This window comes from Microvirga yunnanensis (genome assembly GCF_025460875.1).
In genome coordinates this window covers 22,169-46,855 of the sequence record NZ_JAMXFI010000004.1, presented here as the reverse complement: position 1 = coordinate 46,855, position 24,687 = coordinate 22,169, and the positions used below count along the sequence as shown (strand labels likewise).

Annotated in this window: 22 protein-coding genes; 7 read left to right on the top strand and 15 right to left on the bottom strand. The window is 62.8% G+C overall.

Going from position 1 to position 24,687, the window contains the following annotated elements; translation table 11 throughout:
• Nucleotides 1–55 precede the first annotated feature (55 nt).
• Genes NF876_RS03255 through NF876_RS03240 form a run of 4 tightly spaced genes read left to right on the top strand, consistent with a single transcriptional unit; the run spans nt 56 to nt 3,316 of the window.
• Nucleotides 56–1,171, top strand: a complete 1,116-nt coding sequence (locus NF876_RS03255; RefSeq protein WP_262267416.1) for an NAD(P)/FAD-dependent oxidoreductase — start codon at nt 56–58, stop codon at nt 1,169–1,171.
• Nucleotides 1,152–1,460 carry a (2Fe-2S)-binding protein gene (locus tag NF876_RS03250; RefSeq protein ID WP_262267415.1) on the top strand — a complete coding sequence of 103 codons (309 nt, stop codon included), beginning with the start codon at nt 1,152–1,154 and terminating at the stop codon, nt 1,458–1,460. The genes NF876_RS03255 and NF876_RS03250 overlap by 20 nt, the downstream gene beginning before the upstream one ends.
• Nucleotides 1,457–2,968, top strand: coding sequence for an FAD-dependent oxidoreductase (locus NF876_RS03245; RefSeq protein ID WP_315974990.1), 1,512 nt, complete (start codon nt 1,457–1,459; stop codon nt 2,966–2,968). Before NF876_RS03250 ends, NF876_RS03245 begins: the two co-directional genes overlap by 4 nt.
• Before the next feature lie 3 nt (nt 2,969–2,971).
• Nucleotides 2,972–3,316 (top strand): RidA family protein, encoded by a 345-nt coding sequence (locus NF876_RS03240; RefSeq protein WP_262267414.1) that lies wholly within the window; start codon nt 2,972–2,974, stop codon nt 3,314–3,316.
• A gap of 68 nt (nt 3,317–3,384) precedes the next feature.
• Here NF876_RS03240 and NF876_RS03235 read toward each other — a convergent pair whose 3' ends face one another.
• From NF876_RS03235 to NF876_RS03175, 13 genes are all read right to left on the bottom strand, one after another.
• Entirely contained in the window at nt 3,385–4,440 is a 1,056-nt protein-coding gene (locus tag NF876_RS03235; protein WP_262267413.1) for a tartrate dehydrogenase, read from the bottom strand.
• Nucleotides 4,441–4,456: 16 nt separating this feature from the next.
• Nucleotides 4,457–5,182 (bottom strand): cupin domain-containing protein, encoded by a 726-nt coding sequence (locus NF876_RS03230; RefSeq protein WP_262267412.1) that lies wholly within the window; start codon nt 5,180–5,182, stop codon nt 4,457–4,459.
• Nucleotides 5,183–5,301: 119 nt separating this feature from the next.
• Nucleotides 5,302–6,801 (bottom strand): ABC transporter substrate-binding protein, encoded by a 1,500-nt coding sequence (locus tag NF876_RS03225; RefSeq protein ID WP_262267411.1) that lies wholly within the window; start codon nt 6,799–6,801, stop codon nt 5,302–5,304.
• Between the two features lie 723 nt (nt 6,802–7,524).
• Entirely contained in the window at nt 7,525–9,024 is a 1,500-nt protein-coding gene (locus tag NF876_RS03220) for an ABC transporter substrate-binding protein (RefSeq protein WP_262267410.1), read from the bottom strand.
• A gap of 346 nt (nt 9,025–9,370) precedes the next feature.
• A complete protein-coding gene (locus tag NF876_RS03215; protein WP_262267409.1) occupies nt 9,371–10,480 on the bottom strand; it encodes an ABC transporter ATP-binding protein in 1,110 nt (369 codons plus the stop codon).
• The gene (locus NF876_RS03210) at nt 10,477–11,544 is read right to left on the bottom strand and encodes an ABC transporter ATP-binding protein (protein ID WP_262267408.1); all 1,068 of its coding nucleotides are present in this window, start codon (nt 11,542–11,544) and stop codon (nt 10,477–10,479) included. The genes NF876_RS03215 and NF876_RS03210 overlap by 4 nt, the downstream gene beginning before the upstream one ends.
• Nucleotides 11,545–11,582: 38 nt before the next feature.
• A complete protein-coding gene (locus NF876_RS03205; protein WP_262267407.1) occupies nt 11,583–12,278 on the bottom strand; it encodes a GntR family transcriptional regulator in 696 nt (231 codons plus the stop codon).
• A 35-nt stretch (nt 12,279–12,313) separates the two neighbouring features.
• On the bottom strand, nt 12,314–13,225 hold the full coding sequence (locus NF876_RS03200) for an ABC transporter permease (protein WP_262267406.1): 912 nt from the start codon (nt 13,223–13,225) through the stop codon (nt 12,314–12,316).
• A complete protein-coding gene (locus NF876_RS03195) occupies nt 13,215–14,159 on the bottom strand; it encodes an ABC transporter permease (RefSeq protein WP_262267405.1) in 945 nt (314 codons plus the stop codon). The genes NF876_RS03200 and NF876_RS03195 overlap by 11 nt, the downstream gene beginning before the upstream one ends.
• A gap of 24 nt (nt 14,160–14,183) precedes the next feature.
• On the bottom strand, nt 14,184–15,461 hold the full coding sequence (locus NF876_RS03190) for an NAD(P)/FAD-dependent oxidoreductase (protein ID WP_262267404.1): 1,278 nt from the start codon (nt 15,459–15,461) through the stop codon (nt 14,184–14,186).
• Between the two features lie 309 nt (nt 15,462–15,770).
• Nucleotides 15,771–16,439 carry a haloacid dehalogenase type II gene (locus NF876_RS03185; protein WP_262267403.1) on the bottom strand — a complete coding sequence of 223 codons (669 nt, stop codon included), beginning with the start codon at nt 16,437–16,439 and terminating at the stop codon, nt 15,771–15,773.
• A 302-nt stretch (nt 16,440–16,741) separates the two neighbouring features.
• Entirely contained in the window at nt 16,742–18,220 is a 1,479-nt protein-coding gene (locus tag NF876_RS03180; RefSeq protein ID WP_262267402.1) for an aldehyde dehydrogenase family protein, read from the bottom strand.
• A gap of 22 nt (nt 18,221–18,242) precedes the next feature.
• Nucleotides 18,243–19,346, bottom strand: coding sequence for an NAD(P)/FAD-dependent oxidoreductase (locus NF876_RS03175; RefSeq protein ID WP_262267401.1), 1,104 nt, complete (start codon nt 19,344–19,346; stop codon nt 18,243–18,245).
• Between the two features lie 322 nt (nt 19,347–19,668).
• Here NF876_RS03175 and NF876_RS03170 point away from each other — a divergent pair, with 322 nt between their 5' ends.
• The 3 genes from NF876_RS03170 (at nt 19,669) to NF876_RS03160 (ending at nt 22,459) form a co-directional block, all read left to right on the top strand.
• Nucleotides 19,669–19,896, top strand: a complete 228-nt coding sequence (locus NF876_RS03170; RefSeq protein WP_262267400.1) for a hypothetical protein — start codon at nt 19,669–19,671, stop codon at nt 19,894–19,896.
• Nucleotides 19,893–20,912: a 2-hydroxyacid dehydrogenase gene (locus NF876_RS03165; protein ID WP_315974989.1), complete on the top strand. Its 1,020-nt coding sequence runs from the start codon at nt 19,893–19,895 to the stop codon at nt 20,910–20,912. Before NF876_RS03170 ends, NF876_RS03165 begins: the two co-directional genes overlap by 4 nt.
• Before the next feature lie 224 nt (nt 20,913–21,136).
• A complete protein-coding gene (locus NF876_RS03160) occupies nt 21,137–22,459 on the top strand; it encodes an MFS transporter (protein ID WP_262267399.1) in 1,323 nt (440 codons plus the stop codon).
• Between the two features lie 471 nt (nt 22,460–22,930).
• On the opposite strand, the gene NF876_RS03155 is transcribed toward NF876_RS03160, so the two are convergent.
• The gene (locus NF876_RS03155; RefSeq protein WP_262267398.1) at nt 22,931–23,674 is read right to left on the bottom strand and encodes an amino acid ABC transporter ATP-binding protein; all 744 of its coding nucleotides are present in this window, start codon (nt 23,672–23,674) and stop codon (nt 22,931–22,933) included.
• Between the two features lie 11 nt (nt 23,675–23,685).
• On the bottom strand, nt 23,686–24,555 hold the full coding sequence (locus tag NF876_RS03150) for an amino acid ABC transporter permease (protein WP_262267397.1): 870 nt from the start codon (nt 24,553–24,555) through the stop codon (nt 23,686–23,688).
• Nucleotides 24,556–24,687: the final 132 nt, after the last annotated feature.

The following is a 24,687-nucleotide window of genomic DNA, read 5'->3' as shown; positions in this document are numbered from 1 at the left end:
GGATGCAGATGCAATGGGAACACAATGAGCCATGGCACTTCAGGAGGGCGAACGAATGACCGACAGGGACGTCTTGATCGTTGGCGGTGGTCTTCTGGGTGCCTCCATCGCCTGGGGGCTCGCCCGCTTGGGGTTACGCGTCGCCGTGCTGGACGAGGGTGACACCGCTTTCCGCGCTGCTCGGGCCAATTTCGGGCTTGTTTGGGTGCAAGGCAAAGGCCTGGGCAAGTCGGAATATTCAAACTGGACCCAAGCCTCGGCGGCACTTTGGCCGCGTCTTTCGGACGAACTGAAGCGGGAGACGGGGATCGATCCGGGCTTCAGTCAGCCCGGAGGCTTTTCCATCCGCCTCACCGAAGTGGAACTGCAGCGTAGCATCGATGCCATGGACACCCTGCAGAGCCAGCCGAACATTACCCGGTATCCATACGAGATCCTGAACCATCGCGAGACGAAAGCCCGCCTGCCGGCGATCGGCCCCACCGTGGCGGGCTCGATCTATAGCCCGCTTGACGGCCATGCCAATCCCTTGCGCCTGTATCGCGCGTTTCACGCAGCGCTGCACAGGATGGGAGCCGCCTATCTGCCGGACCATCATGTCGAGCGGATCAGCCATCAGGACGGCGCCTTCACTGTGGAGGGTCCGTGGGGCACCCTATCGGCGGGACGGATCGTGCTCGCGGCCGGCATCGGCAATACTCGTCTCGCGCCGATGGTCGGTCTCAACGTGCCGCTGGTGCCGAGCCGCGGCCAGATTATCGTGACGGAAAAGACGGTGCCGTTCCTGCACCATCCGGTGGGCAATATCCGGCAGGTGGACGAGGGCGGGGTGATCATCGGGGAGAGCAAAGAGGCGACGATGGATCATCAACGTCCGCGGGCTCCCGTCACGGCCGTGTTGGCTGATCGGGCCATGCGCATGTTTCCGATTATCGGCGAGCTCAACGTGGTGCGGATCTGGGCGGCGTTCCGGATCATCACGCCTGATGGGTTTCCGATCTACGAGCAATCCCGCAGCTGCCCGGGCGCCTTCGCGGTGGCCTGCCATTCCGGCGTCACCCTCGCCGCCAACCATGCTTTCACCCTCGCGGGGCACATCGCCCAAGGCGCAATCCCCGCGAGCCTGGCCACGTTCTCCTCGGAGCGGTTCGATGTTTCGGCGGCTGCCTGATCACCAGGGTGATTTCGTCACCTTCACGTTCGACGGGATACCCCTCACGGCTTCCAAGGGCGACACCGTTGCGGCTGCCCTTCTCGCGGCAGGGGTCATGCGGTTCCGTACGACGCCGGTCTCAGGGGCCGAGCGCGGCCCCTATTGCATGATGGGGGTTTGCTTCGAGTGCCTCGTGACGATCGATGGGCGCAGCAACCGACAGGCGTGCCTTACAACGATCGAGGACGGAATGCGGGTGGAGACGCAGCACGGAGCCGCCACATATTCGATGGGGACCTCCGCATGAGCGTGCATTGCGTGAACGTCGTGTCCGACTTGGCGGAGATCTATGATCTGCTGGTCGTCGGGGCTGGCCCCGCCGGACTCAGCGCGGCCGCTGTTGCCGCGGAGTGCGGCCTGAGCGTCCTGCTCTGCGACGAGAACAACAGTCCCGGCGGCCAAATCTACCGGGGCATCATGGAGGCAAGCGCTGCCGCCAAGGCGCGCTTGGGCAAGGACTACGCTGCCGGTGAGGCGATCATCACTCGGTTTCTCGCATCGTCCGCTGGCTACGCCGCGCGGGCGAGCGTGTGGAGCCTTGCACCCTACGAGCCTGAAGTGGGTGAGGCCTCGGGCCTGGAGGTGGGCGTTTCCCTCGCGGGAGCCGCGCGCCTGATCCGGGTTCGCCGGGCCATCCTCGCGACCGGCGCGCTGGAGCGGCCCTTTCCGATCCCAGGCTGGACGCTGCCGGGCGTCATGACCGCGGGCTCCGCCCAGATCGCTATGAAGACAGCTGGATTGGTGCCAAGCGGACGGACGGTCATCGCAGGCACGGGCCCGCTTCTGTATCTTCTCGCAGCCCAGTTGATCGACGCGGGCACCTCCGTGATTGCGGTGATCGATACCACACCGAACGGCAACAGGAGGCGGGCTTTGGCGCATGCCTTCGATTTTGCCCGGTCTGCCTATGGGCTGAAAGGCGCGAGGCTGCTCGCGGGGGTTCGCCGCCGTGCCCGCGTGATCCGGAACGTCACCGCACTCGAGGCAACTGGCGATGGCCGTCTGGCGGAGGTGATGGTGACCCATGGGGGAGAAACCGAGCGCCTGCCGGCGGATCTGCTGCTGTTGCACCAGGGCATCGTTCCCAACCTCAACCTGTCCTTGGCCTCAGGCTGCGCTTCGCAATGGAACGAGTGCCAGGCAACGTTCACGCCCACCATCGACGAATGGTGTCAGACCTCGGTGGCGGACATCGCGATCGCCGGCGACGCTGGCGGAATTATCGGGGCGGAAGGCTCCGCCCTGCATGGCGCCCTCGCTGGGCTGGCGGCCGCCTGGCGCTCGGGCGGATTGAGCGAGGCGGAGCGGGACAAACGCGCCGCGCCCGTCCGCGCCAGGCTTCGAATGGCGCTTCGTGGACGGTCCTTCATCGATGAACTGTTCCGGCCTGGTGACGATTTCCGTATTCCGGCTCGTCCTGAGACGATCGTCTGCCGCTGCGAAGAAGTGACGGCCGGTGCGATCAGGGCGACCATGCCCCTCGGCGTGCGTGGCCCTAATCAGATGAAGGCCTATCTCCGGTGCGGCATGGGGCCGTGCCAAGGTCGTCTGTGCGGGCTCACCGTCACCGAAATCATCGCGCAGGAGCGCGGCGTCGCGCCGGGAGAGGTGGGCTACTACAACGTGAGGACGCCCATCAAACCCGTGACGCTCAAGGAACTCGCGGCTCTGCCCCAATCGGACAGCGCGATCAAGGCAGTGGCTGGTTTCGTCGAGAAGCCGGTTTCGGCAAGTCACCCTCGAACTCAAGAATAGAACATGATCAATCGGCATATTCAAACACCCATCATGCACCGTGTCCTCGGGCGAGACGGCCTCGGGTTCATTGCAGGCACGACGGCGGATGACGTGTCCGTCGGCATGCGAGGGCAGACGGAGCAGATCCTCGCCAAGTTCGACCGATTCCTGGCCGAGGCTGGAACGGACAAGTCACGTCTCCTGTCCGTCACGATCTTCATCACCGAGTTCGATCAGAAGCCGGAAATGGACCTTGCCTGGAAGGCTTGGTTGGCGCCCGAGACCTTTCCCACGCGTGCGACCGTCGGCGTGTCGAATCTGGGAAAGGGTACCGTGATTGAAATGACCGCGACGGCCGCGAAGTAGATCCGACGTCAAACAGGCTGCATCAGGAATGCCTGATGCAGCCTGTCGCGTTTGCAGGCACCGGAGCGCTAGGTCTTCAGGACCGCAATCACGGCTTGGGCGACTTCCTCAGTCGTGGCCTGGCCTCCAAGATCAGGAGTGCGCACCCGCCTCTGGCGGGTCACGTCCTCAATCGCCCTCACAATGGCTTGCGCGGCAGAGGCTTCCCCGAGGTGCTCAAGCATGAGAGCGCCGGCCCAGATCGTGGCCAGGGGGTTGGCAATTCCGCGCCCGGCGATATCGGGCGCGGATCCATGCACCGGCTCGAACATGGAGGGAACGCCCCCTTCCGGATTCACGTTGGCCGATGCCGCGAAGCCCAGGCCGCCCTGAATGGCGGCTCCGATATCCGTAAGGATGTCGCCGAACAGGTTAGTGGCAACGACCACATCGAGGGTCTGCGGATGAGTGACGAACCGCGCTGCGATCGCGTCCACATGGTAGCGCGTGACCTCCACGTCCGGGTACTCGGCCGCAAGGGCGTCCGTCACCTCGTCCCAGAACACCATGGAGTGCTTCTGAGCGTTGGACTTGGTGACCGACGCGAGGCGCCTCTTGCGGGTGCGCGCCATCTCGAATCCGTACCGGAGGATGCGTTCCACGCCACGACGCGTGAATACGGACGTCTCCACCGCCACCTCATTCGGCGTTGCCATATGAACCCGCCCGCCGGCGCCGCTGTATTCGCCTTCCGTGTTCTCGCGGATGCACAGGATGTCGAAGCCTCCCGCGCGCAGGGGGCCTTCCACGCCGTCGAGAAGACGGTGCGGGCGGGAGTTGACGTACAGGTCAAAGGCCTTGCGGATCGGCAGGAGCAGCCCGTGCAGCGAGACCGAGTCCGGCACCCGCGCCGGCCAGCCCACCGCACCAAGATAGATGGCGTCGAATGCCCGCAGTTGCTCAATGCCATCGTCCGGCATCATGCGGCCATGCTGGAGGTAGTAATCGCAGGACCACGGAAAGGTCTGGCTTTGCAATCGGAAGCCGAACCGTTCGGACGCGGCTGTCAGGACGCGCCAGCCGCCATCGAGGACCTCTGTCCCAATTCCATCGCCCGGGATCAGCGCGATTTTATAGGATTTCATTCAATGTCTCTCGGCGTCACGAAGGAACTCTCAGAATGCCCCAGACCTTGCGGACCTGCTCCTCGCTGAGCCAGCTGCACTTCGCGCCCTTCGGGACGAGGAAAATGGAATCTGGCCCGAACGTGGTTGCCCGTCCCTGATCATCCGTGATGCGAACGCTGCCCTCAAGGATGTGCATCAGTTCGTAATGCGCATAGACCATCGGCGCTCGGTGATAAGGCGTCGAATCCCAAACTCCCGCGCTCCAGTGGCGCGTCGGCGTTGCATAGAGCGTGTTGTTGCGGCAGGACGGGGTTTCGCTCAAGAGAAGCTCCGCCGCAGGGCTCCCGGAAGGGGAGAGCGGGACGTCGGGATCAACGAAGATGACGTCAGCGCCGCTGGGCCCCTCCTCAGCGCGATAGCGCATAAAAGCGAGCTTCGCATGGTCTGCTACGCTCCAGCGAAAGGATCCACCCTTCGGCACGATCAGGCTGCTCCCAGCCTGTAAACTGGCGCGACCCTCCTTTCCTTCGATGTCGATCTCGCCGGCGAGCACGACCAGCAACTCGTGCTGCGAAACATCATCGGACATGCCTTCGCCAGCCGGAAGCAGATACCAGCCCACGTCGAGATTCGGGTCATCGATGGCGAGGCTCTGACGGAAGCGTGCGAAAGAATCCGCTCGATTGGCGGGATCATTCTGGGCAATCGGCGTCGTGGCTTTGGGCGCCGACGCGCGAAGATCGGTGTAGGTGGGATGCATGGCGGTGCGCCTCAGGAACGTGGGGCGATGGAAATGCGCCCGAGAGAACGGACGCGGATTCGAAATCGGAGGGTCCGGCAGCCCCAAAAGAGTGCTGCCGGGCCGTTTAACGTGCTCGCTCAGTTGAGCGACAGAGATGGGGTGAGCACATAATAGTTGAGCGGGTGGGACTTGAAGTTCTTCACCTTGGTCGAATACGCGTCGTAGGAGGTCTCGTGAATGAGGAAGACCGTCAGCGCCTCCGACTGGACCTTCTTGGCGATGTCACCATACATCGTCAGCCGCTTCTCTGGTTCAGGGGTTGCGTAAATCGCCGCGAGCTTTGCGTCCATTTCCGGAGTGCAGTATTGCGAGATGTTGAAAGCGCCCTTGCATCTGTAGTCGGCGTTGAGATAGCTCGCTGGCTCGGCTGCATCAGTCAGGTAGCCCCGGGACATCAAGCCCATGTCATAGTTGCCGGACAGCATGTCGGGCTCGATGGCGTTGTATTCCGCCACCTTGATGTCAACCTGGATGCCAATGTTCTTGAGCATCTCCTGAATGACTGCCGCCACGTCCTTCAACTCCGTCTTGTTCGAATAGGCCAGAAGATTCACCTTGAGGGTACCAGGCTTCACCCCGGCCTCCTCGAGGAGCGCCTTGGCTTTTTTGACGTCATAGGCCGGCTTCAGGTCTTTCGGCGCCCACGGATCCGTGGAGACGAACGGTCCCACGGCCGGTTGCACTGCACCCTCGTACACCGCCGCCGCGAGGGCGGAAGTGTCGATGGCAGCCTGAATCGCTTGGCGCACCTTGATGTTGTCGAAGGGGGCCTTCTTGGTGTTCATCAACAGCATGGTGGTGCGCGGGGCGTTGACCGCCTCAAGCTTGACCCCCGGCGTGGTCTTCAGCTTGCTTACGATCCAGGGCGGGATCAAGCGAGCGATATCCGTCTCACCGGTGCGGATCTGGGTCGCACGGGTGTTTGCGTCGGAGATGAAGCGGATTTCGGCACCGTCCAGAGCGGGCTTCCCGCCCCAGTAGTTCTCATTACGCTTGACGGTCGCGCGGGTTGGGTCCACCTCGGTAAAAATAAACGGTCCCGTACAGGCGTTGATCGGGTTGATCTTGCCGTCCTTGTAGGCGGATGGGGACAGAATTGATGTGGCAGGGCTTGCCATCTGCAGGGGCAGCAGCACCGAGGGCTCAAGGGTGGTGATCTTGACGACCTTGTCGCCGACCGCCTCGACCGACTTGATCACCTTGGGCGAAAAGGCGCGCGCCGGCATTGCGGCCTTCAGGAGATTGTTGAGCGCATTGGCCACGCTTTCCCCGTTCAGGGGCAGTCCGTCCTGAAACTTCACGTTGTCCCGAAGGGTAAACTCCCAGGTGGTCGGCGCGGTCTGGGTCCACGATGTTGCGAGGGAGGGCTGAAGGGTATTGTCGAAGCCGATCCGCGCAAGGCTCTCGTAGCAGCCCGAGCGACTGCCGACGAAAGCATCGTCCGAGGCCATCTCCCAGCCCGTTTTGGGGCTCCACCAGTCGACCAAGCGGATCGTGTTGGAGCCAGCCGTCTGAGCAAAGGCTGATGTTGAGAGCGTTGCCGCGCAAACTGCGAACGCGAGTCTATGAGTGCGCATGTTCCCCATTCCTTCTGTGGTCGCGGCAGATGCCCAGAGGCACCGCCCGGCGTGAGTGAACCGCATCGCTTCAATGTTCTAGCGCGTCCGTGATGGTCGGACCATCTGTTCGCCGGGGCTCCCGCCGCAGGTCGTCATCGGCATGGATGCGGGGGCGCACCGGATGACAGGTTCTTTTCGCAGAACTTCTATCTCTCCCGACGATGCGAAACGCCGGTATTGAGCGACCTTCCCCTATGGGAAGGTCAAGTATTTTCAGCATCGTCTTGATAATTCAGCTGAAACTGCTGCTGAGGGCTAGGTTGAAAGACAGTTATGCTAAAGTGTGTTGCCGCCAAGGGTAAAACACCTGATCGGCCGACCACAAATCAGCTCCTCTCCCGGCAATCCGCCTAAATATTCCTAGAGTTGACAGTGCATCAAGGAGCCCTGTCCAGCTCGGAGGAAGTCCTACCCATTGTGCGAACCGGCTCGGGACGAGTGGGGTGGAGCGCCGCATGCGCCGCAGCTCTTCGCCTTTCGTTGCGCATACTTGGCGGGCGTTCACCGCGGCAACGCGACGGACCAGTGGGGTCAGGCGCATGAGCGCCCGCGCGGCAACGGTTTGAACCAAGTCCTCGCGGACGAGGAGATCGGCCGTCGAGACGTCTGCGCCGGGGCAGATACGAGGACAGGCAGCGCCCAGAGAGCCCTGCCTGCCGTTGCGCGGAGTGAACTTGCCAATCAGTTGATGGAGAGTGTCGGCGTCAGCGCAATGTAGTTCAGTGGGTGCGGCTTGTAGTTCCTCACCTTCGCCGAGTAAGCATCGTAGAGCGTTTCATGCACGAGGAAGATCGTGAGCGCATCGGCCTGCACCTTCTTGGCGATCTCCTGATACATCGGCATCCGCTTCTCCGGTTCGCCCGTCTGATAGATCGCCTTGATCTTCGCATCCATCTCCGGGTCGCAAAAATGCGAGATATTGAACCCGCCGCCGCAGGTGTAGTCGGCGTTGAGGTAGCTCGCCGGCTCGGCCGCGTCGGTCAGATAGCCGCGGGACATGAGAGCCATGTCGTAGTTCCCCGCCAGCATGTCAGGCTCGATGGCGTTGTATTCCGCCACCTTCACGTCGACCTGAATGCCGATGGACTTCAGCTGTTCCTGGATCACGGCCGCCACGTCCTTGAACTCCACCTTGGACGAATAGGCGAGCAGATTGACCTTCAGCGACTCAGGCTTCACGCCTGCCTCGGCCAGCAGGCCCTTGGCCTTCGCAACGTCATAGGTGGGCTTCTGGTCCTTGGGCCCCCACGGGTCCGTGGGCGGGAACGGGCCCGTGGCAGGTTGAACCAGCCCCTCATAGACTGCGGCGGCGAGTCCCGCCGTGTCGATTGCCGCTTGGACGGCTTGGCGGACCTTGATGTTGTCGAAGGGAGCCTTCTTGTTGTTCAGCAAGAGCATGGTCGTGCGTGGCGCATTAACCTGCTCGAGCTTGATGTTCGACGACTTCTTGAGCGTCGTGGCCACCAGTGGGGGAATCATGCGCGCAACGTCCGTTTCACCCGAACGAACTTGGGTCGCGCGGCTGTTCGCGTCGGTGATGAAGCGGATCTCAGCGCCAGCCAGCACGGGCTTGTTGCCCCAATAGCTGTCATTACGCTTGACGGTCATGCGCTGGGTGGGGTCGACCTGCGTGATGGTGAAAGGGCCCGTGCAGGCATTGATTGGGTTGATCTTGCCGTCCTTGTACGCGGCGGGTGAGAGGATTGTGGTGGCCGGGCTTGCGAGCTGCAGCGGCAGAAGCACAGAAGGCTCATTGGTGGTGATTCGCACCACCTTGTCGCCGACCGCCTCGACCGACTTGATCATTTTCGGCGAGAAGGCGCGAGCCGGCGTGGCAGCCTTGAGAAGGTTGTTCAGCGCGTTAGTGGCATTGGCCGCATTGAGGGGCTCGCCGTCCTGGAATTTCACGTTGTCGCGCAGGGTGAACTCCCAGGTGGTCGGGGAGGTCTGCGTCCACGAGGTCGCGAGCGATGGCTGCAGCTTGAGATCGAAGTCGACGCGGGTCAGGCCTTCGTAGCAGCCGGCGCGGCTTCCAAGATAGGCGTCATCGGACGCCATGTCCCACCCGGTCCTCACCTGCCAGGCATCGACGACGCGAATGGTGTTCCCGCCGGCGTTCTGTGCAAGCGCCGGCCCCGAGAGGAGTGCGGCCAAAGTGACTGCCAACGCATCGATACGCATGTTCCCGATCCTTCCGTTATTGCTGTGAATGCACTGCATTCACAGGTGTGAGCACGAGCATGGTCGCCACGCTTTTGGCCCCTTTGGGCCGCCAATCTGGTGTGGCGCGTTTTGGACGCTCACCTCTCCCAACCATACTGACCGCCGTCATCGAGCCACCTTGCCATCCGGCGAGGTCAAGAAATTCTGCAGACGTTTACGTCGCTTAGCGACAAGTGCTGCCGGACACGCTTTCGCTGGACGGCTATGCTTGACGAAGTGGCGTCAGAGCGCCCGCGATGCCGCAAATGGCCTTCCTTGCCCCCGGTCGTTGCCGCTCAAGGGCGACTCCTCCCCTTGCCTGGCCTCAAGCAGTGGCATGTATGCCCTGCGGCCGAAGGGCCCGGGTCACGTCCAAGCCCGGATCATCCCCGGTAGAGGCCGTTGCGGTACCTTCCTCCAAGTGATCCCAGAACTGGCATCGCACCTGATGGTCGTGGCTTGCCTCGACGAATTGCTGAACGTTGTGTGAGCAGACATCCCGCGCATAGATGCATCGGGTGTGGAAGCGGCATCCGGAAGGAGGGTTGAGCGGGCTCGGTGCCTCGCCCTTCAGGAGCCCGGCCGACGAGTTCAGGCCGCTTTCCTCCAGCATGGAGGAGGCGATCAAGGCGCGCGTGTACGGATGCCGGGGATTCTCGAACAGTTCGTCGCGGTCCGCGATCTCGACGATCTGGCCGAGATACATCACCGCAATCCGGTCGCACATATAGCGCATCACCCGCAGGTCATGCGAGATCATCAACATCGTCAGCGAAAATCGTCGCTTCAGATCCGTCAGCAGGTTGAGGATTTGAGTCCGCATCGAAGCATCAAGAGCGGACGTCGGTTCGTCGCAGACCAGGAACCAGGGCTTGAGCAGAAGGGCCCGACCGATCACGACGCGCTGCAGCTGACCACCAGAACACTGTTTCGGGTAGCGGTCGTAGAACGAGGCATCCAAGCCCACGTCACTCAGCATCCGCAGCACGAGGTCCCGACGCTCTCGCGCATGACCAATGCCATGCTGCGCTAAAGGAACCTCCATGCTCTGGCCAATCTTCATGCGAGGATCGAGAGCGGCAAACGGGTCCTGGAACACAAGTTGCATGGTGCGCCGCATGCGCCGCAACTCTTCACCTTTCATCGCCAGGATGTTGCGGGCATCCACCCTGGCAACGCCATTGGTGGCCGGCGTCAGGCGCATGAGCACCCGCGCGATCGTGCTTTTGCCGCAGCCGGACTCCCCGACGAGGCCAAGAATTTCACCCTCCTTGATCGTGAAGGAGACGCCATCGACCGACTTGACGGAACGGCCTCTCGGAAAGCCGGGAACCGGATAGTGCTTCACCAGATCCTGCACCACGACGAAGGGCTCAGTCTGATCCGTCCCTTTGTCTCGCGAGAGATTGCGCTCGATGGGATCATACAAGGTCATGGCCTGCGTTCCTCATGGACAGCGGAATGGGCGCCATCGGTTTTAACGGCCCAGCATCGCGCCTTGCAGCAGTCGTTGTAGGCATCGAGTGCCGGTTCGAGACGGGTGCAGCGCTCGTGAAGATTGCCTGTCGCGGCAGTGGCGCACCGGGGAAGGAATCGGCACCCCTGGTCGAGGTCGCGTGCTTGGGCCGCACCGCCTGGGATCGAGAAAAGATGACCTTCCTCGTCCGCCTTCAAGAGTGAGCACTGAATCAGCGCCTTCGTGTAGGGATGCCGAGGCGCCTTCAAAATCTGCTGGGTTGGCCCTTCCTCGACGATCCGACCCGAGTACATAACGGCGACCCGATCAGCCAAGGCGGACACAATGGAGAGGTCATGGGTGATGAGCAGGACGGCCAGCTTACGCTTGCGCCGCTCGTCGTCTAGGAGCTTGAGGATCTGAGCCTGAACGGTGACGTCGAGTGCGGTCGTCGGCTCATCCGCGATCAGAAGATCGGGATTGGCGCTCAGAGCGGCGGCAATCATCACGCGCTGAGCCATGCCGCCTGACAACTCGTGAGAGAAGCAGTCCACACGGGCACCGGGATCAGGAATGCCGACCTCGCTCAAGAGTTCCAAGACGCGTGCCCTGGCTGTGGTGCGATCGACATGGCGATGAACTCTGATGGGCTCGGCGACTTGGGTTCCGACACGTGAGGTCGGGTCGAGCATCGCCTGAGGCTGCTGGAACAGCATCGCGATCCGGCCGCCACGGAGATGATTCAACTGCCGCTGAGACATCGTGAGGATGTCTTCACCGTCGAACCTGATCGTGCCGGCGGTCGTCGCGAGACCTGTGGGAAGGAGCTGCATCAGCGAAAGAGCCGTCATGCTCTTGCCGGACCCTGACTCGCCCACCAGAGCGACGACCTCTCCGGCGTTGATGCGCAGGCTGATCCCGTCAATGATCGGCTTGACGTTCGGAGCGTCGGGCACCGCCACCTGAAGATTGTGGATCTCCAGCAACGGTTCGCCTGGACGAGGATTGGTCTCGGCGGCCGAAGTGCTCTTTTCGATGATCACGAAAGCCTCCTCTGGTTTGCTTTCGGGCGGTGGTTCGGTCAGGCAGCCTCTGATCCTTGCCGAGCTGCATTTGCTTTGCGCAGGATGCGAATGGGATCCCCGAAGTGACGGGAGAGTTCCCGCAACGTTGCGGCGACATCATCGCCCGCGATCAGGTTCGCCAGCAGCTCGTGCTCCTCGACCAAAGCCTTGCTGCTCCGATAGCCCCCCATGAGCATATGCATGCACAGCTTCGTCTCGGCCTGAACGGTGGCGTACATCCGCGACAGGCGGAAACTTCCAGCGGATTCAACGAGCTCACGGTGGAAGGCGAGGTCAATATCAGCCACCTGCAGCCAGCTTCCCTGAGTGACCGTCTTCTCCATCTGCTTGGCGATCTTCATCAGAGCCAGATGGATATCCTTGCGGTCCGGACGAGCCATGATCCTTTGGACGGCCGCACCCTCGATTGCTTCGCGTACATAGTAGACATCGGACAGATCCGTATCGGTGAGCTCCGGTACGAACACACCCCGGTGCGGCTCGCTGTGAAGGAGCCCCTCCTGGATGAGGCGCTGCATCGCCTCCCGGACCGGGCCGCGGCTGACGCCGAACTTTTCGGCCAGGTCCATCTCGTTCAGCTGAGATCCAAGCGGAAAGGCTCCCGACAGAACCGCCTCCCGGATCTCCTCAGCGATGCGGCCGGACAAGGTCACGCGGGGCAGGCGCTTGATCCCCTTGCTGTCAGATTTCATGGATTCATCTTTCATCATTATGGCCCTGATAGCCATTATTGAGCCACCTTGGATGCGTTGCGTCCCTTCATCTCGAGTCCCTGGCCGATCCAGGTCACGCTGAGCGCGGTCAGGAAAATCGCAAGCCCCGGGGCGAAGACCAACAGCGGCGCCCGCTCCACGTAGGGCTGGGACTCTGCCAGCATGAGGGCCCAGTCTGCATTCGGCGGCTGCACGCCGAGACCTAGGAACGATAGACCGCCGACCGTGATCAGCTTATGGCCGAAGCGCAGGAAGCTGATGGCCGCAATCGGACGGATCGCGTTCGGGATGACATGGCGAAAGATGATGAACGTCTTCGTGCACCCGAGAACCTCTGCCGCCTTGATGTACTCGCGCGAGTTGATTTCGAGCGTCAAGCCGCGAGCCATACGGGCAAACGGCGTCCAGCCGACGATTGTGAGCGAGGCGATCAGCGTGCCGTAGCCGGGGCCGAAAATCGCGATCATGAAGATTGCGACGATCACGTCTGGAAACGAGATCAGCAGGTCGACGACGCGCATGACGATCTCGTCGGTGATCCCGCCCTTGCGAGCGCTGATGACACCGAGGAGGGTGCCGATTACCGCGCCCAAGATGAGGGTGACCGCAGCAATCACGACGGAAAAGCGCCCGCCGATCAACAACCGGCTCAACAGATCACGCCCGAGATGGTCGGTGCCGAGCCAGTGCTCGGCGCTGGGACCCGCCAGGCGGCGCAGCAAGCTCTGCGCTGCGGGATCATGCGGGATGATCCACGGCGAGATGATCAGCAGCAGGGCGATGGTCAGGAACATCAGCGACCCGACCGCGAACGACCAGTGCCTTTGGCGGATGAAGCGGATGGCCTGAGCCACGGCCGACGGTTCGATTGAACGGGCCGGCTCGAGAATCGTTGGGGCCGAGGGGACGAGGTGATTAATGGACATGGCGGATCCGCACGGCTGGATTCAGCAGGATGTAGAGAGCATCGGCGAGCGTGTTGATCAGGACCGAAAGGGCGACGATACAGACAAAGCTGCCTTGTAGCACCGGCACGTCGTTGTTGACGACGGCCTCGTAGATCAGCCGGCCCATGCCCGGAATGGCGAAGATCACTTCGACCACAACGGACCCGCCCAGCAGGCCGGCGAGCCACAGGGCAAAGAGGGTCACGACCGGCATCGCTCCGTTGCGGATCCCATGATGAACGACCGTCTGATTCATGTTCAGGCCGCGGCTGCGCGCGGCCGTGATGTAGGGGGCCTGCAGCACATCCAGCATGGCCGCGCGGCTCACCCGGGTGAAGTAGGCCAGCGGACGCAGGCTGAGCACGACAGCCGGGAGGACCAGCGAGGCGGGTCCGTCCCAGCCGGCGGAGGGCAAAATGCCGAGGTAAAGGGAGAAGATCAGGACGGCCATCGGCGCGAACCAGTACTCAGGCACCGCCACGAAAGTCTGAGTGACGAAAGTCGCCACGGTGTCGATTGTCTTGCCGGGCCACATGGCGCTCAGCGTTCCGAGCGGCAAGGCAACGGCGAGTGCGATACCCAGCGCGCTCATGGCCAGGGTGAACGAGACCACCAGGGCACGCGCCACTTCGGGACCAACGCGAGAACGGCTGACGAACGAGTAGCCGAAATCCCCGTGGATCGCGCTCCACAGCCAGCTCAGGTATTGCACGGAGAGAGGCCGATCGAGGCCGAGTTGAACCCGCATCGCTTCGACGGAGGCCGGATCGATGGCCATGTCGCCCACGCGCGACTGCACGATCGTGCGCACCGGATCGCCCCCGCTCATGTAGGGGACCAGGAAGGCCAGCAGTGAAATGAACACCAAAGTCAGGCAGAGGATCAGGAAGCGTTGCAGGGCTATCATCCACATGGTCTCGTCCTCTCCCCGTTCGCCTCAGTGCAGGATGTCTTGCAAGCGGTAGTAGGCTCCCACGAAGGGGAGGAACCAGGGCGGACCGAAGTGCCCCGGGATGGCCGGCCAGTCCATGTCACGCCAGATGTTGGCTTCGGGCCGGCCGCTCATGACCTCGCCCATCACGACACCCATATGCGTGGACATCTGGGTACCGTGGCCGCTGTAGCCCATCGAGTAGAACACGCCGTCATGCTCGCCGGCGCGCGGCAGGCGATCGGCCGTCATGTCCACCAGGCCGCCCCAGCAGTAATCGATGCGCACGCCGCGCAGGCTGGGGAATACGGTGTGCATGGTCTGCTCGAGGATCTTGCCGCTCTTGGCGTCCGAGAGCGGGTTCGACATGGCGAAGCGGGCCCGTCCTCCGAACAACAGGCGATTGTCCGGCGTGATGCGGAAGTAGGAGCCGACGTTCTTCGAGTCGGTGGCCATCCGCCGGGTCGGCATGAGGGCATTGATGGTTTCAATCGGCAGCGGCTCGGTCACGATGATGAAGCTGCCGATCGGAACGATGCGCCGGCGATAGTGAAAGAAGGGGCCGACCGTCGAGGTGCCGGTGGCGAGCAGGACCTGCGCGGCCCGGACCGTGCCACGGCCTGTGACGACGTCATGCTCGTATCCGCGGATGCGGTTCAGTTTCGTGACGGGAGCGTTCTCGTAGATGCGCACGCCGTAGCGCGCGGCTGCGCTGGCCAAGCCATGCACGAACTTCCCCATGTGCATGCTGGCGCTTTTCTCGAAGACCAGGCCGCCGTAATAGCGATCCGTTCCGACTTCCGAGCGCATCGCCGCGGCCGGCACCAGCTTGGTGTCCGGATCCACTTCCCGGACGAGCACGTCGTGGGTGCGGGCCAGCTTCTCATAGTGCTCGGGCTTGGCCGCAAGCTTGATCTTGCCCGTGCGGCCGAAGTCGCACTCGATGCCTTCCTCTTTGACGAGCCGCTCGACCGTGTCAACCGCAGCGTCATAGGCGCGATAGAGCGTGCGGGCCTGGGCGAGCCCAAGCCGCTCGACGGTGCTGCGGAAATCAGCCGCGAGACCGTTGTTGCACTGCCCACCATTGCGTCCCGAGGCACCGGCGCCGACGCGGCCTGCGTCGATCAGAACGACGTCGGCACCGTTCTTGGCGAGCGCGAGGGCTGCCGAGAGCCCGGTGAAGCCGCCGCCGATAACCGCAACGTCAGCCCGGCCGGCGAGGGCGCCTGAGGTGTCGCCGCTGAAGGGTGGTGCCGTCTCGAGCCAATATGATGCAAGTTTCATGATCCGGCCTTCTGAGGATCGGCCCATGCCTTTGTCGGCGTGGGCAAGGCACCGAGGAGCGCTGCGGATGTCATCCATGCTGTCATCATGAACCCAGTTGTATGATTGTCAACAATCATAAAATCGACAATTGCTTGTTTTTTCGGCCCAGCTTTGCGCAGTATCTAAGCAGATCGCGGCTTTCGGCAGGTCATCGATAGGATATACTGTATCAATGACCTGCCCCGTTTAACCAGGGCAGAGCGAGCCGTCTCGCCCTCTGCACGAACAAAGCTCCGCTTCGCTCGGCCTCAAAGCGGACTGCGCTCCTTAGAGGCCGAGCAGCCCCGGCAATCCGGAGATGTCCTTGATTTCGTGGTAGCCGTAGTATGGATTTGGCGGCTCGTGCCCGCGGTTCACCCACACCTTATTCGTGATGTGCAGATCGTGTGCGGTCATGAGGTCGTAGCGGAAGCTCGACGAGACATGCAGCAGGTCTTCCGGACTACAGCCCAGTTTGTCCATCATGTACTCGAAGCCACGCATGCGCGGCTTGTAGGATTGTGCATCCTCGGCCGTGAATACCGCGTGGAAGGGGGCTCCGAGCTTCTCCACATTCGAGCGGATCTGGCTGTTGTCGGCGTTCGAGAGAATGACCAGGGGAAAGTGCTTGGCGACCTGAGCGAGCGCGACAGGCACGTCCGGGTGAGGTCCCCAAGTGGGCACCGAGTTGTAGATGAATTCGGCATCGCTGTCCCGGAATTCGACATTCCAGAGCTTGCAGGTCCGGGCAATCGAGTTACGCACCACCTCGGAATAGGGTTTCCATGCCCCGAGAACTTCGTCCAGCCGGTAGGCGGAGAAGTCACGGGTGAAGGCATCCAACTTGTCTGCGCTTACCCGGTCCGCATAAACCTTCCGCGCCACGGGAGCCATCTCGAAGTAGATGAGCGTGCCGTGGCAGTCGAACGAGATGTACTTTGGCCTGAGTGTGGTCATGAGGATCAGCCCTTGTTTGTTCCTGGCGGCGTGGAATGAATCAGTTTGAGCGGCACTTGCCCCTGGACACCCGCTTTCGTGGAACGGCTGCGCTCGCTGCAGCCGAGGCCTTGGAAGTGGCACACCCAGTGGCATCCCCTGCACTGTAGAATCGTCGAAGAAGACAGCGTTGCGCTTTGTGCCGTGTCCGGAGGAACATCATGCCGATTGATGCGGCTTCGGCAGCACGGATTGCTGGTACGGTATTCAGCGTGACGACACCGACTGGTCGGTGGATAGGATGGCCTGTCTCGCTCATGACGTCACGCGGCGAAGTCGATGAGGGCGCTCTTGAGCCGCATGTTGGCCTCCACCGCCTGACGGCCCAGGTCCTTGCCGATGCCGGAACTTTTGTAGCCGCCCGTCGGAATGATGTAGTCCGCGGTGCGTCCGTAGCGGTTCACCCAGACCGTGCCGGCCTTAATGGTGCGCACTGCGCGCAGGGCCTTGCTCACATCGCCGGTGTAGACCCCAGCCGCAAGGCCGTACACCGGATGGTCGGCGAGGGTTAGACCCTCTTCCTCGTCGTCGAAGCTCTGGACCGTTAGGACGGGGCCGAACACCTCCTCGCGCACTGCTTCCATTTGGGACGAAGCGCCGGTGAGAATGGTGGGTTCGTAGAAGGCGCCGTCCTGGATCGACATCACACGCCGCCCGCCGATGATCGCTTCAGCCCCCTCCGCGATGGTCCGCCGGACAATGCCGTCGATGCGGTCGAGCTGAGGCGTGGAGATAATGGGAGCGAAAGACGTGTCTGAGCGCCAGGTCGGACCGGGGCGCACGTCCTTCGCCAGGGCGATGAGCCGGTCGAGGAGTTGGTCCTGTACCTTGCGCTGCACGATCAGCCGGGAGCCCGCCACACAGACCTGTCCGGCATTGCCGAGAATGGAGTTGGAGATGGCGCGCGCCACCCGGCCGAGATCGGGCACGTCGGCATAGACGAGCTGCGGGCTCTTGCCGCCCAGCTCCAAGGTGAGGGGTTTGACACCGCTCTCGGCACTGGCCGCCATGATGGCGGCGCCCGTGCGCGTGGACCCGGTGAAGGAGATCTTGCCGACCAGCGGGTGACGGCACATGGCGTCGCCCGTCACGGCGCCGGTGCCGTGGACGACATTGAGAATGCCCGGCGGCATGCCCGCCTCAATCGCCAATTCAGCCAGACGCACGGCCGAGAACGGCGTCATTTCGGAGGGTTTGAGGATTACGGCATTGCCCGCCGCAAGAGCCGGGCCGATCTTGGTAAGAGCCTGCGTGATGGGGAAGTTCCAGGGCGCGATGCAAGCGACAACGCCGTAGGGCTCGGCAATCACGAGGCCCAGATGGTCGGAGCGGGTGGCCGCCACGTCGCCCCCGAGCTTGTCCGCCCATTCAGCGAAGAACCGAAGGCTATCTGCCCCATAGGGGAGGTCGACCGCGAGCACATCCTTGATCGGCCGTGTGGAACCCAATGCCTCGAGCTTGGCCAATTCCTCCCTGTTAGCCTCCATGAGGTCCGCCCAGCGCCGCATGATGCGGGCCCGGTTGCGTGGCGCGCCGGAGGCCCAGTCTGACGTCTCGAAGGCGCGCTGCGCGGACAACACGGCTTGGTCTACCATCTCGGCGGAGGCGATCGGGAGGTCGGCATAGACATGGTTGTCGGACGGACGGCGGACCGGCAGCGTGTCGCCACGATCGGGGACGAGCGTCCCGTCGATGAAGTGACCGTTGGGAATGGAAACGGTATTCGGATCGAAGTCGAGCATGGCGGTTATCCTATTGCGGAGTTCAGTGGCCGGCGGCCCAGCGGGAGAGGTCTGCAGCGGATTCGGCCCCGTCGAACATGCCGACGATGCGCTCGCCCAGAAGCGGGCCGAACTTGAACATCTGGCCATCGCAGTTCGTCACCACGAGGCCTCGGCCGAGCTGGTCGAGCTTGAAGCGGCGTGAGGGGTCGAGAACGTAAAAGCCCACCTGGATCCGCGTGGGTCGGTAACCGTCCGGTTCATTGAGATAGGGCTTGAACGCCCCTAGGATCGCCCCGCTCTCAGCCTTCAGATCGGAGTCGAAGCCGGTCTGCTCCGGCCGCGCGAGCCTGCGATGAGCGCTGTAGCCGATCTTCAGACCGGCGCCGCGGCGATCGGGCAGGGTGTAGCCTGTATGGTCGCCTAAGGAGGCAATGGCGGGGGCGTTGCGCCACGACTCCTTGTAGCGCGCCGGCGGCTCCACATAGCACAGCCCCTGGCGGTAAACCGCGTTCTCCCCGTAGCGGTCCGGCAGCAAGCCCGGAAGCCAGGCTCCCGCGGCGATGACGACGAGATCGCCCGCCACAGTCGTCCCGTCTGCCCGCTCGGCGATGCCGTTCTCGGGATCGACGCGAACCACCTTGCAGTTCGCCTCGATTTCGGCTCCGTGATCCACCACCCATTGCGCCAGGTCGGTGACGATCCGGCTGGCAAAGAGCGGCCCGCCGCGCGCGGCGACGACGCCCCATGCGCCCTCCGGCAAAGTCAGGTGTGGGCACAGGCGCTCCACACCCTCGCGGTCGAGCACCTCGTGATCGAGGCCGATGGCCTGGAACGTCTTCAGGGATTTTTCCGCGTAGTCGTTGGGTGCCAGGGAAATGGCGATGCTCCCGGTATTCTCGAAGTGATCGGTACCCAGATCGTCCCAGAGCCGATCCCACGCGTCGAAGGCGCTCGTAACCATGCGGGTGTAGCCTTCGGCAGACCCATACTGGTACCGGATCATCCGATGCAGGTCGAAGGAGGCGGCGTGAGGGTTCGGGACAGGGCCCTGCTCCAGGACGATAGCCTCATGGCCCTTCTTCAAGGCGGCCCGAGCCACCGATAGTCCAACGATCCCTGCACCAATGATGACGATGCGCGCCATGGATGATCCTGCCCCTTCGCTGTTACAGCCTCAACCGTAAGCCCGGGCGCGGAGCAGATGTTACGGAGGTGACCGGGGCATTCGGCAAAAGATATTCGCAAGGGTGGCGGCAACAGCGCATTCTGCTTCACCGGGCGGCAGGATGAGCAAATCCATCGGGAAGGGCGCTCCGCCGAAGGGCAAGGGGTCGCAGGGCAGTACGGCAGAAACTGCTGCCGGTTCGGGGATCTCCGCAATAATCGCCTCGCTGAGCCCGCGACAGAGGCGAAGAATCTCGGCCGACTCTCCGTAGACTGTCGTCACCGTTGTCATGAGAGGTGCCATGCCCGCGCGCTTTGTCCGGGTTGCCGAGCAGGATCGGCGCCCCGTCGAGATCGAGATCGATGGCGTTCGCCATGGGCTGTTCTACGCATTCGGCTTCTGCGGTGCCGGCTTCCAGGTCGGGCCGGCGGCGGGCGACGTAATGGCCGAACTCATTGACACGGGCCGCACCGGCCTTTCGCTCGATGCCTTTCGCATCGGACGCTTCGCCCAGCAGAAAGCAGCATGATGAGCCAGAGCACCGGAATGGCCGAAAGCGATATCGAGCAGACCGGCGGGCCTCGGCCTGAGCCGGGGCAACAGGCCGCATCGCAACCCATCGCGGTGGGCTACAAGTCTGATCCTGTCAGAGGTGCGGTCTGGAGCGAGGTGTTCCGATCGAAGCTGCCTCAGGCCTCGTTCCGCATGTGGCCGGAGATCGGGGCCGGCGAGACGGTGGAATACCTCATCGCCTGGTTGCCGCCTCCGGAACTAGGGCGCGTGTTCCCCAACCTAAAGGTCCTCTTCAGCATCGGGGCAGGAATCGATCAGCTCAACCTGGACGCGATCCCTCCCCACGTGACGATCGTGCGGATGCTCGACCCGGATCTGACGCGGGGCATGGTCGAATATGCCACCTTCGGGGTCTTGGCTCTGCACAGGGACATTCCGCACTACGTTTCCGATCAGCAGGCCGGCCACTGGAGCTACCGCCGGCTGCAGCGAGCGGCGGAGCGCCGCGTCGGCATCATGGGGCTCGGCATCCTCGGGCAGGCTTTGGCGGAGTCTCTAAAGCCCTTCGGCTTTCCGTTGAGGGGGTGGAGCGCGTCGCCCAAAACCATCGAGGGGATGGACACCTTTGCCGGTCCCGAGCAGTTCGGGGCCTTCCTGGCGGGCTGCGACATCCTCGTGTGCCTGCTGCCGCTCACGGACGCGACACGGGGAATTCTTTGCCGCGCCACCTTTGAGCGGCTGCCCATGGGGGCAAGGCTGCTCAACGCGGCCCGCGGCGGCCATCTTATCGAGGACGACTTGATTGCTGCGCTCGCGAGTGGCCGGATCGATTGCGCCATTTTGGATGTCCTGCAGAGTGAGCCTCCTGCGGAGGACCATGCCCTCCTCAGGCACCCACGGGTCATCGTCACTCCGCACATCGCGAGCGCAACCCTTCCCCAGGCAGCCGCAGAGCGTGTCTGCGGGCTCATCGAGCGGCATCGCTCGGGGCTCCCGATGGAGGGCGTGATCGACCGCCGGCGGGGTTACTGAGGAGATCCAACCAGACGATGACCGGAACCACTCGCGTCAACATGACATTCACCTGTGCCGGCGAAGCCCCATGCCATCGGCGGCAGGATTGCCGGCCGGTCAACCACGCCAGGCGCCCCGAAACGAGACCGCGGCCGGGGATCAACCGTCCGGCTTCAGGCTGCAGCCACGGACCAGCGCCTAGGCCCTCCGCGTGAAACTCATTCCGAGGAATATCCGCCCTCATGCTCTCGATACTCGCCAACAGAACCTTTCGCTCCCTCTTCATCGCGCAGCTCGTGGCGGTGCTCGGAACGGGTCTTGCTACGGTTGCGCTGAGCCTGATGGCGTACGACATCGCGGGCTCCCAAGCCGGGTCTGTTTTGGGAACGGCGCTTGCCATCAAGATGATCGCCAGCGTCAGCCTCGCGCCCGTGGCCGCGGCTTTGGCCGAGCGCTTCTCGCGCAAGAACATTCTCGTGGGCCTCGACCTGCTTCGCGCAGCCGTCATGGTCGCCTTTCCCTTCGTGACGGAGGTCTGGCAGATCTACTGCCTAATTTTTGTGCTCCAAGCGGCATCCGCCGGCTTCACGCCGACGATGCGCGCCACCATTCCAGATGTACTGCCGGATGAGCGCGACTACACGCGCGCGCTCTCGCTGACCCAGCTGACCTATGATTTGGAAAGTGTCGCCAGCCCCGTGATCGCAGCATTGCTGCTCACCTTCTTCAACTTTCACGAGCTCTTCGCCGGGACGGTGCTTGGCTTCCTGGCGTCGGCGGCGTTCATTGCCGTGACGATCCTCCCGTCGCGCCGGATCATCACGCAGGACAGGATTGCCAAAAGAACCCTGACAGGCATGCGCATCTATATCGGGACCCCGCGGCTGAGAGGACTACTGGCCTTTTCGCTGGTTGCCTCCTGTGGCAGTGCGATGATCATCGTCAACACAGTGGTCCTTGTTCAGGCGAACATGGGACTGACCCAAACCGCGACCGCTCTCGCCCTCGCCACGTACGGCGCAGGGTCGATGGTAGCCGCGCTCTGCGTCCCGCGTCTGCTCGAAGCGATCCAGGATCGGACCGCCATGCTGATCGGGGCAAGCTTTATCATTGTGGGGATGCTAGCAGCAGGCTTCATCGGAACTTTCGCTCTGATTCTTGCGGTCATGCTGATCCTTGGCATGGGCTACGGCCTCATCCAAACTCCGGCGGGACGGCTCATCCGCCGTTCGTCCGGCGAGGCCGACCGCGCCACTGTTTTCGCGGCGCAGTTCTCATTCACGCACGTGTGCTGGTTGATCAATTATCCGTTGGCTGGCTGGCTCGGAGCGGCGATCGGCCTGCCGAGGACCTTCTGGTTGCTCGGCGGTCTTGCCTTAGTGGCAACCGTGTCTGCCCTGCGGCTTTGGCCGAGGAAGGATCCAGATATCCTGTCTCATGTTCATGACAACCTCGCACCAGACCACCAACACCTGCACGATGGATGCACGCAGGGCCGAACAATCGGGCATGCCCATGTGTTCGTGCTGGACGAGCTCCACGAGCGCTGGCCGGCCAACCGGTGACCTGCGTCCGGCGATGGGCCGAGGGGCATCACGCTCCGGCGTCTTCTGGCAGGTCCCACAGAACCGACGGTGACGTCGGCATTTGACGGAAGGGCAGGGCTGGCTCGCTCGGCTCCGAATCCACGCCGCTGCGGTGCGACACTCCGTGGGCGTACGCTTGCTTGTGGCCCGTCGGCCCGGCAGGCGCCATGAGGGGACGGCGAGCGCACCTCACTACGATCACGAATGCGTGCAGGCCGTCTCTCGCGCCGCTGAGGACGTTGACGGGGAAGCCTGTTCGGCGCTCGAGAAGGGATCCGGGACCGAGTCATCGGACCATGACTTCCAGCCGGCGGAGGCGTCAATGGGCTCAACCTCAACGGGACTGCTCAGCGCTTTCTGTCATTCTCCCGGCGCTCGCCCAGATGTCCGACGAGACACCTACGCGCCTTCGCACGTGATGCCGGGAACGCGGAACGTTGCGGCATAAGGTTAACGCGCCAACACATGACTCAAGAATTTTACAGCCTGCGGCGTCGTGGGGCAGGAGAAGAAGTCGCTGGGCTGAGCGGTTTCACAGACACAGCCGTCCGTCAGAAAGACAACCCGATCGGCGACGTTGCGCGCGAACCCCATTTCATGGGTTACACAGATCATCGTCATGCCTGAGGCAGCAAGTTCGCGCATCACATCAAGCACTTCCTTCACCATTTCCGGGTCGAGCGCAGACGTTGGCTCATCGAAAAGCATGACCTTCGGCTTCATCGCGAGAGCCCGCGCGATGGCCACCCTCTGCTGCTGTCCTCCTGACAGCTCGTGGGGAAATTTGTGTATCTGGCCCGAGAGGCCGACCCGCTCGAGCAGGTCGTGTCCGATCGCGGCAGCTTTCGGGCTTGGCTCTTTCAGGAGGACGCGCGGCCCAAGCGCAACATTGTCGAGGACCGTCAGATGAGGAAACAGGTTAAAGTCCTGGAACACCATGCCGACCAGCTGGCCAATGTGCCCCCGCCGGTGTGCGTTTGCAGCAATGTCAACACCGTCAACGGTCACTTCGCCGGAATGCCACTCCTCGAGACCGTTGATGCAGCGGAGCAACGTCGACTTGCCGGATCCGGACGGCCCGCACAGGACGACGCACTCGCCGCGTGCAACCTGGAAGCTGACACCAGCGAGCACGTCCTGCGAGCGATAGCGTTTGCACACATTGCTGACGTGAACTAAGGGCGAGCCAGACATGTCGGTTCTCCTCAGGATCTGACGACGCCACGCGCCCTTGCGCTCCTGATTTCGATGCTCCGGCCCCAGCGCGATAGCCCGAAGCAGACAAGCCAATATACAGCAGCCACGAACAGGTAGGCCTCTGTCGGCGATCCGAGCCATTTCGGATCCGACAACGCAGCGGTCACGATATTGATGAAGTCGAACAATCCGACAATCATGACGTAGCTGGTATCTTTGACCAGCGCGATCGCAGAATTAACAATGCCCGGCAAGACCTTGCCCAGGGCCTGCGGCAGCGTGATGTACGCCAGCGTCCGCCAATACCCGAATCCAAGCGCGCTTGCCGCCCTCGACTGCCCCACGGGAACCGATTGCAGTCCTCCCCGCACCACCTCTGCCAGATAGGCGGCGGAGTAGATCGTCAGAGCCGTAATCGCCATTTCCACCCGGCCGATCTGAAACCCTGGCGGCAGAAGGAGCGGCAGCAAGATTACAGCCATAAAGAGAATTGCCACGAGCGGGAGTCCGCGCCAGAGCTCAATGAATCCAGTCGCAAGCATGCTGATCACAGGCATCTGGGAGCGCCTGGCCAGTGCAAGGGAGACCGCGAAGGGCATCGAGGCGACAAAGCTCGTCTCCGCGATCACGATCGTCAGCGCCAGCCCACCCCATTTGTCGGCCGGCACATGCGGCACGCCCGGAACGCCACCGGCGAGGAGGGTAAGGCTGGCTATGGGAACGAGAACGATCGCACCACCGATCATCGGCCTTTGGCTTTGGAAGCGATCAGAGACCGCAACCGCAAACAGGACAAAGGGGAGGACGAGGACGAGTGCCGGTCGCCAGCGCTCATCCGGTGGATAGAAGCCGAACAGGAACTGGTCGATCCGTGCCACCACGAAGGCCCAGCAGGCTCCCCCGGGCGCACAGCCGGAGCGGTCGTCGGCGATCCAGGTCGCATCGAGGATCGCCCACCTAAAGGCTGCCCAAGCTGCCCAGGCCCAAAACAATGTGAGCAGGACACTCAA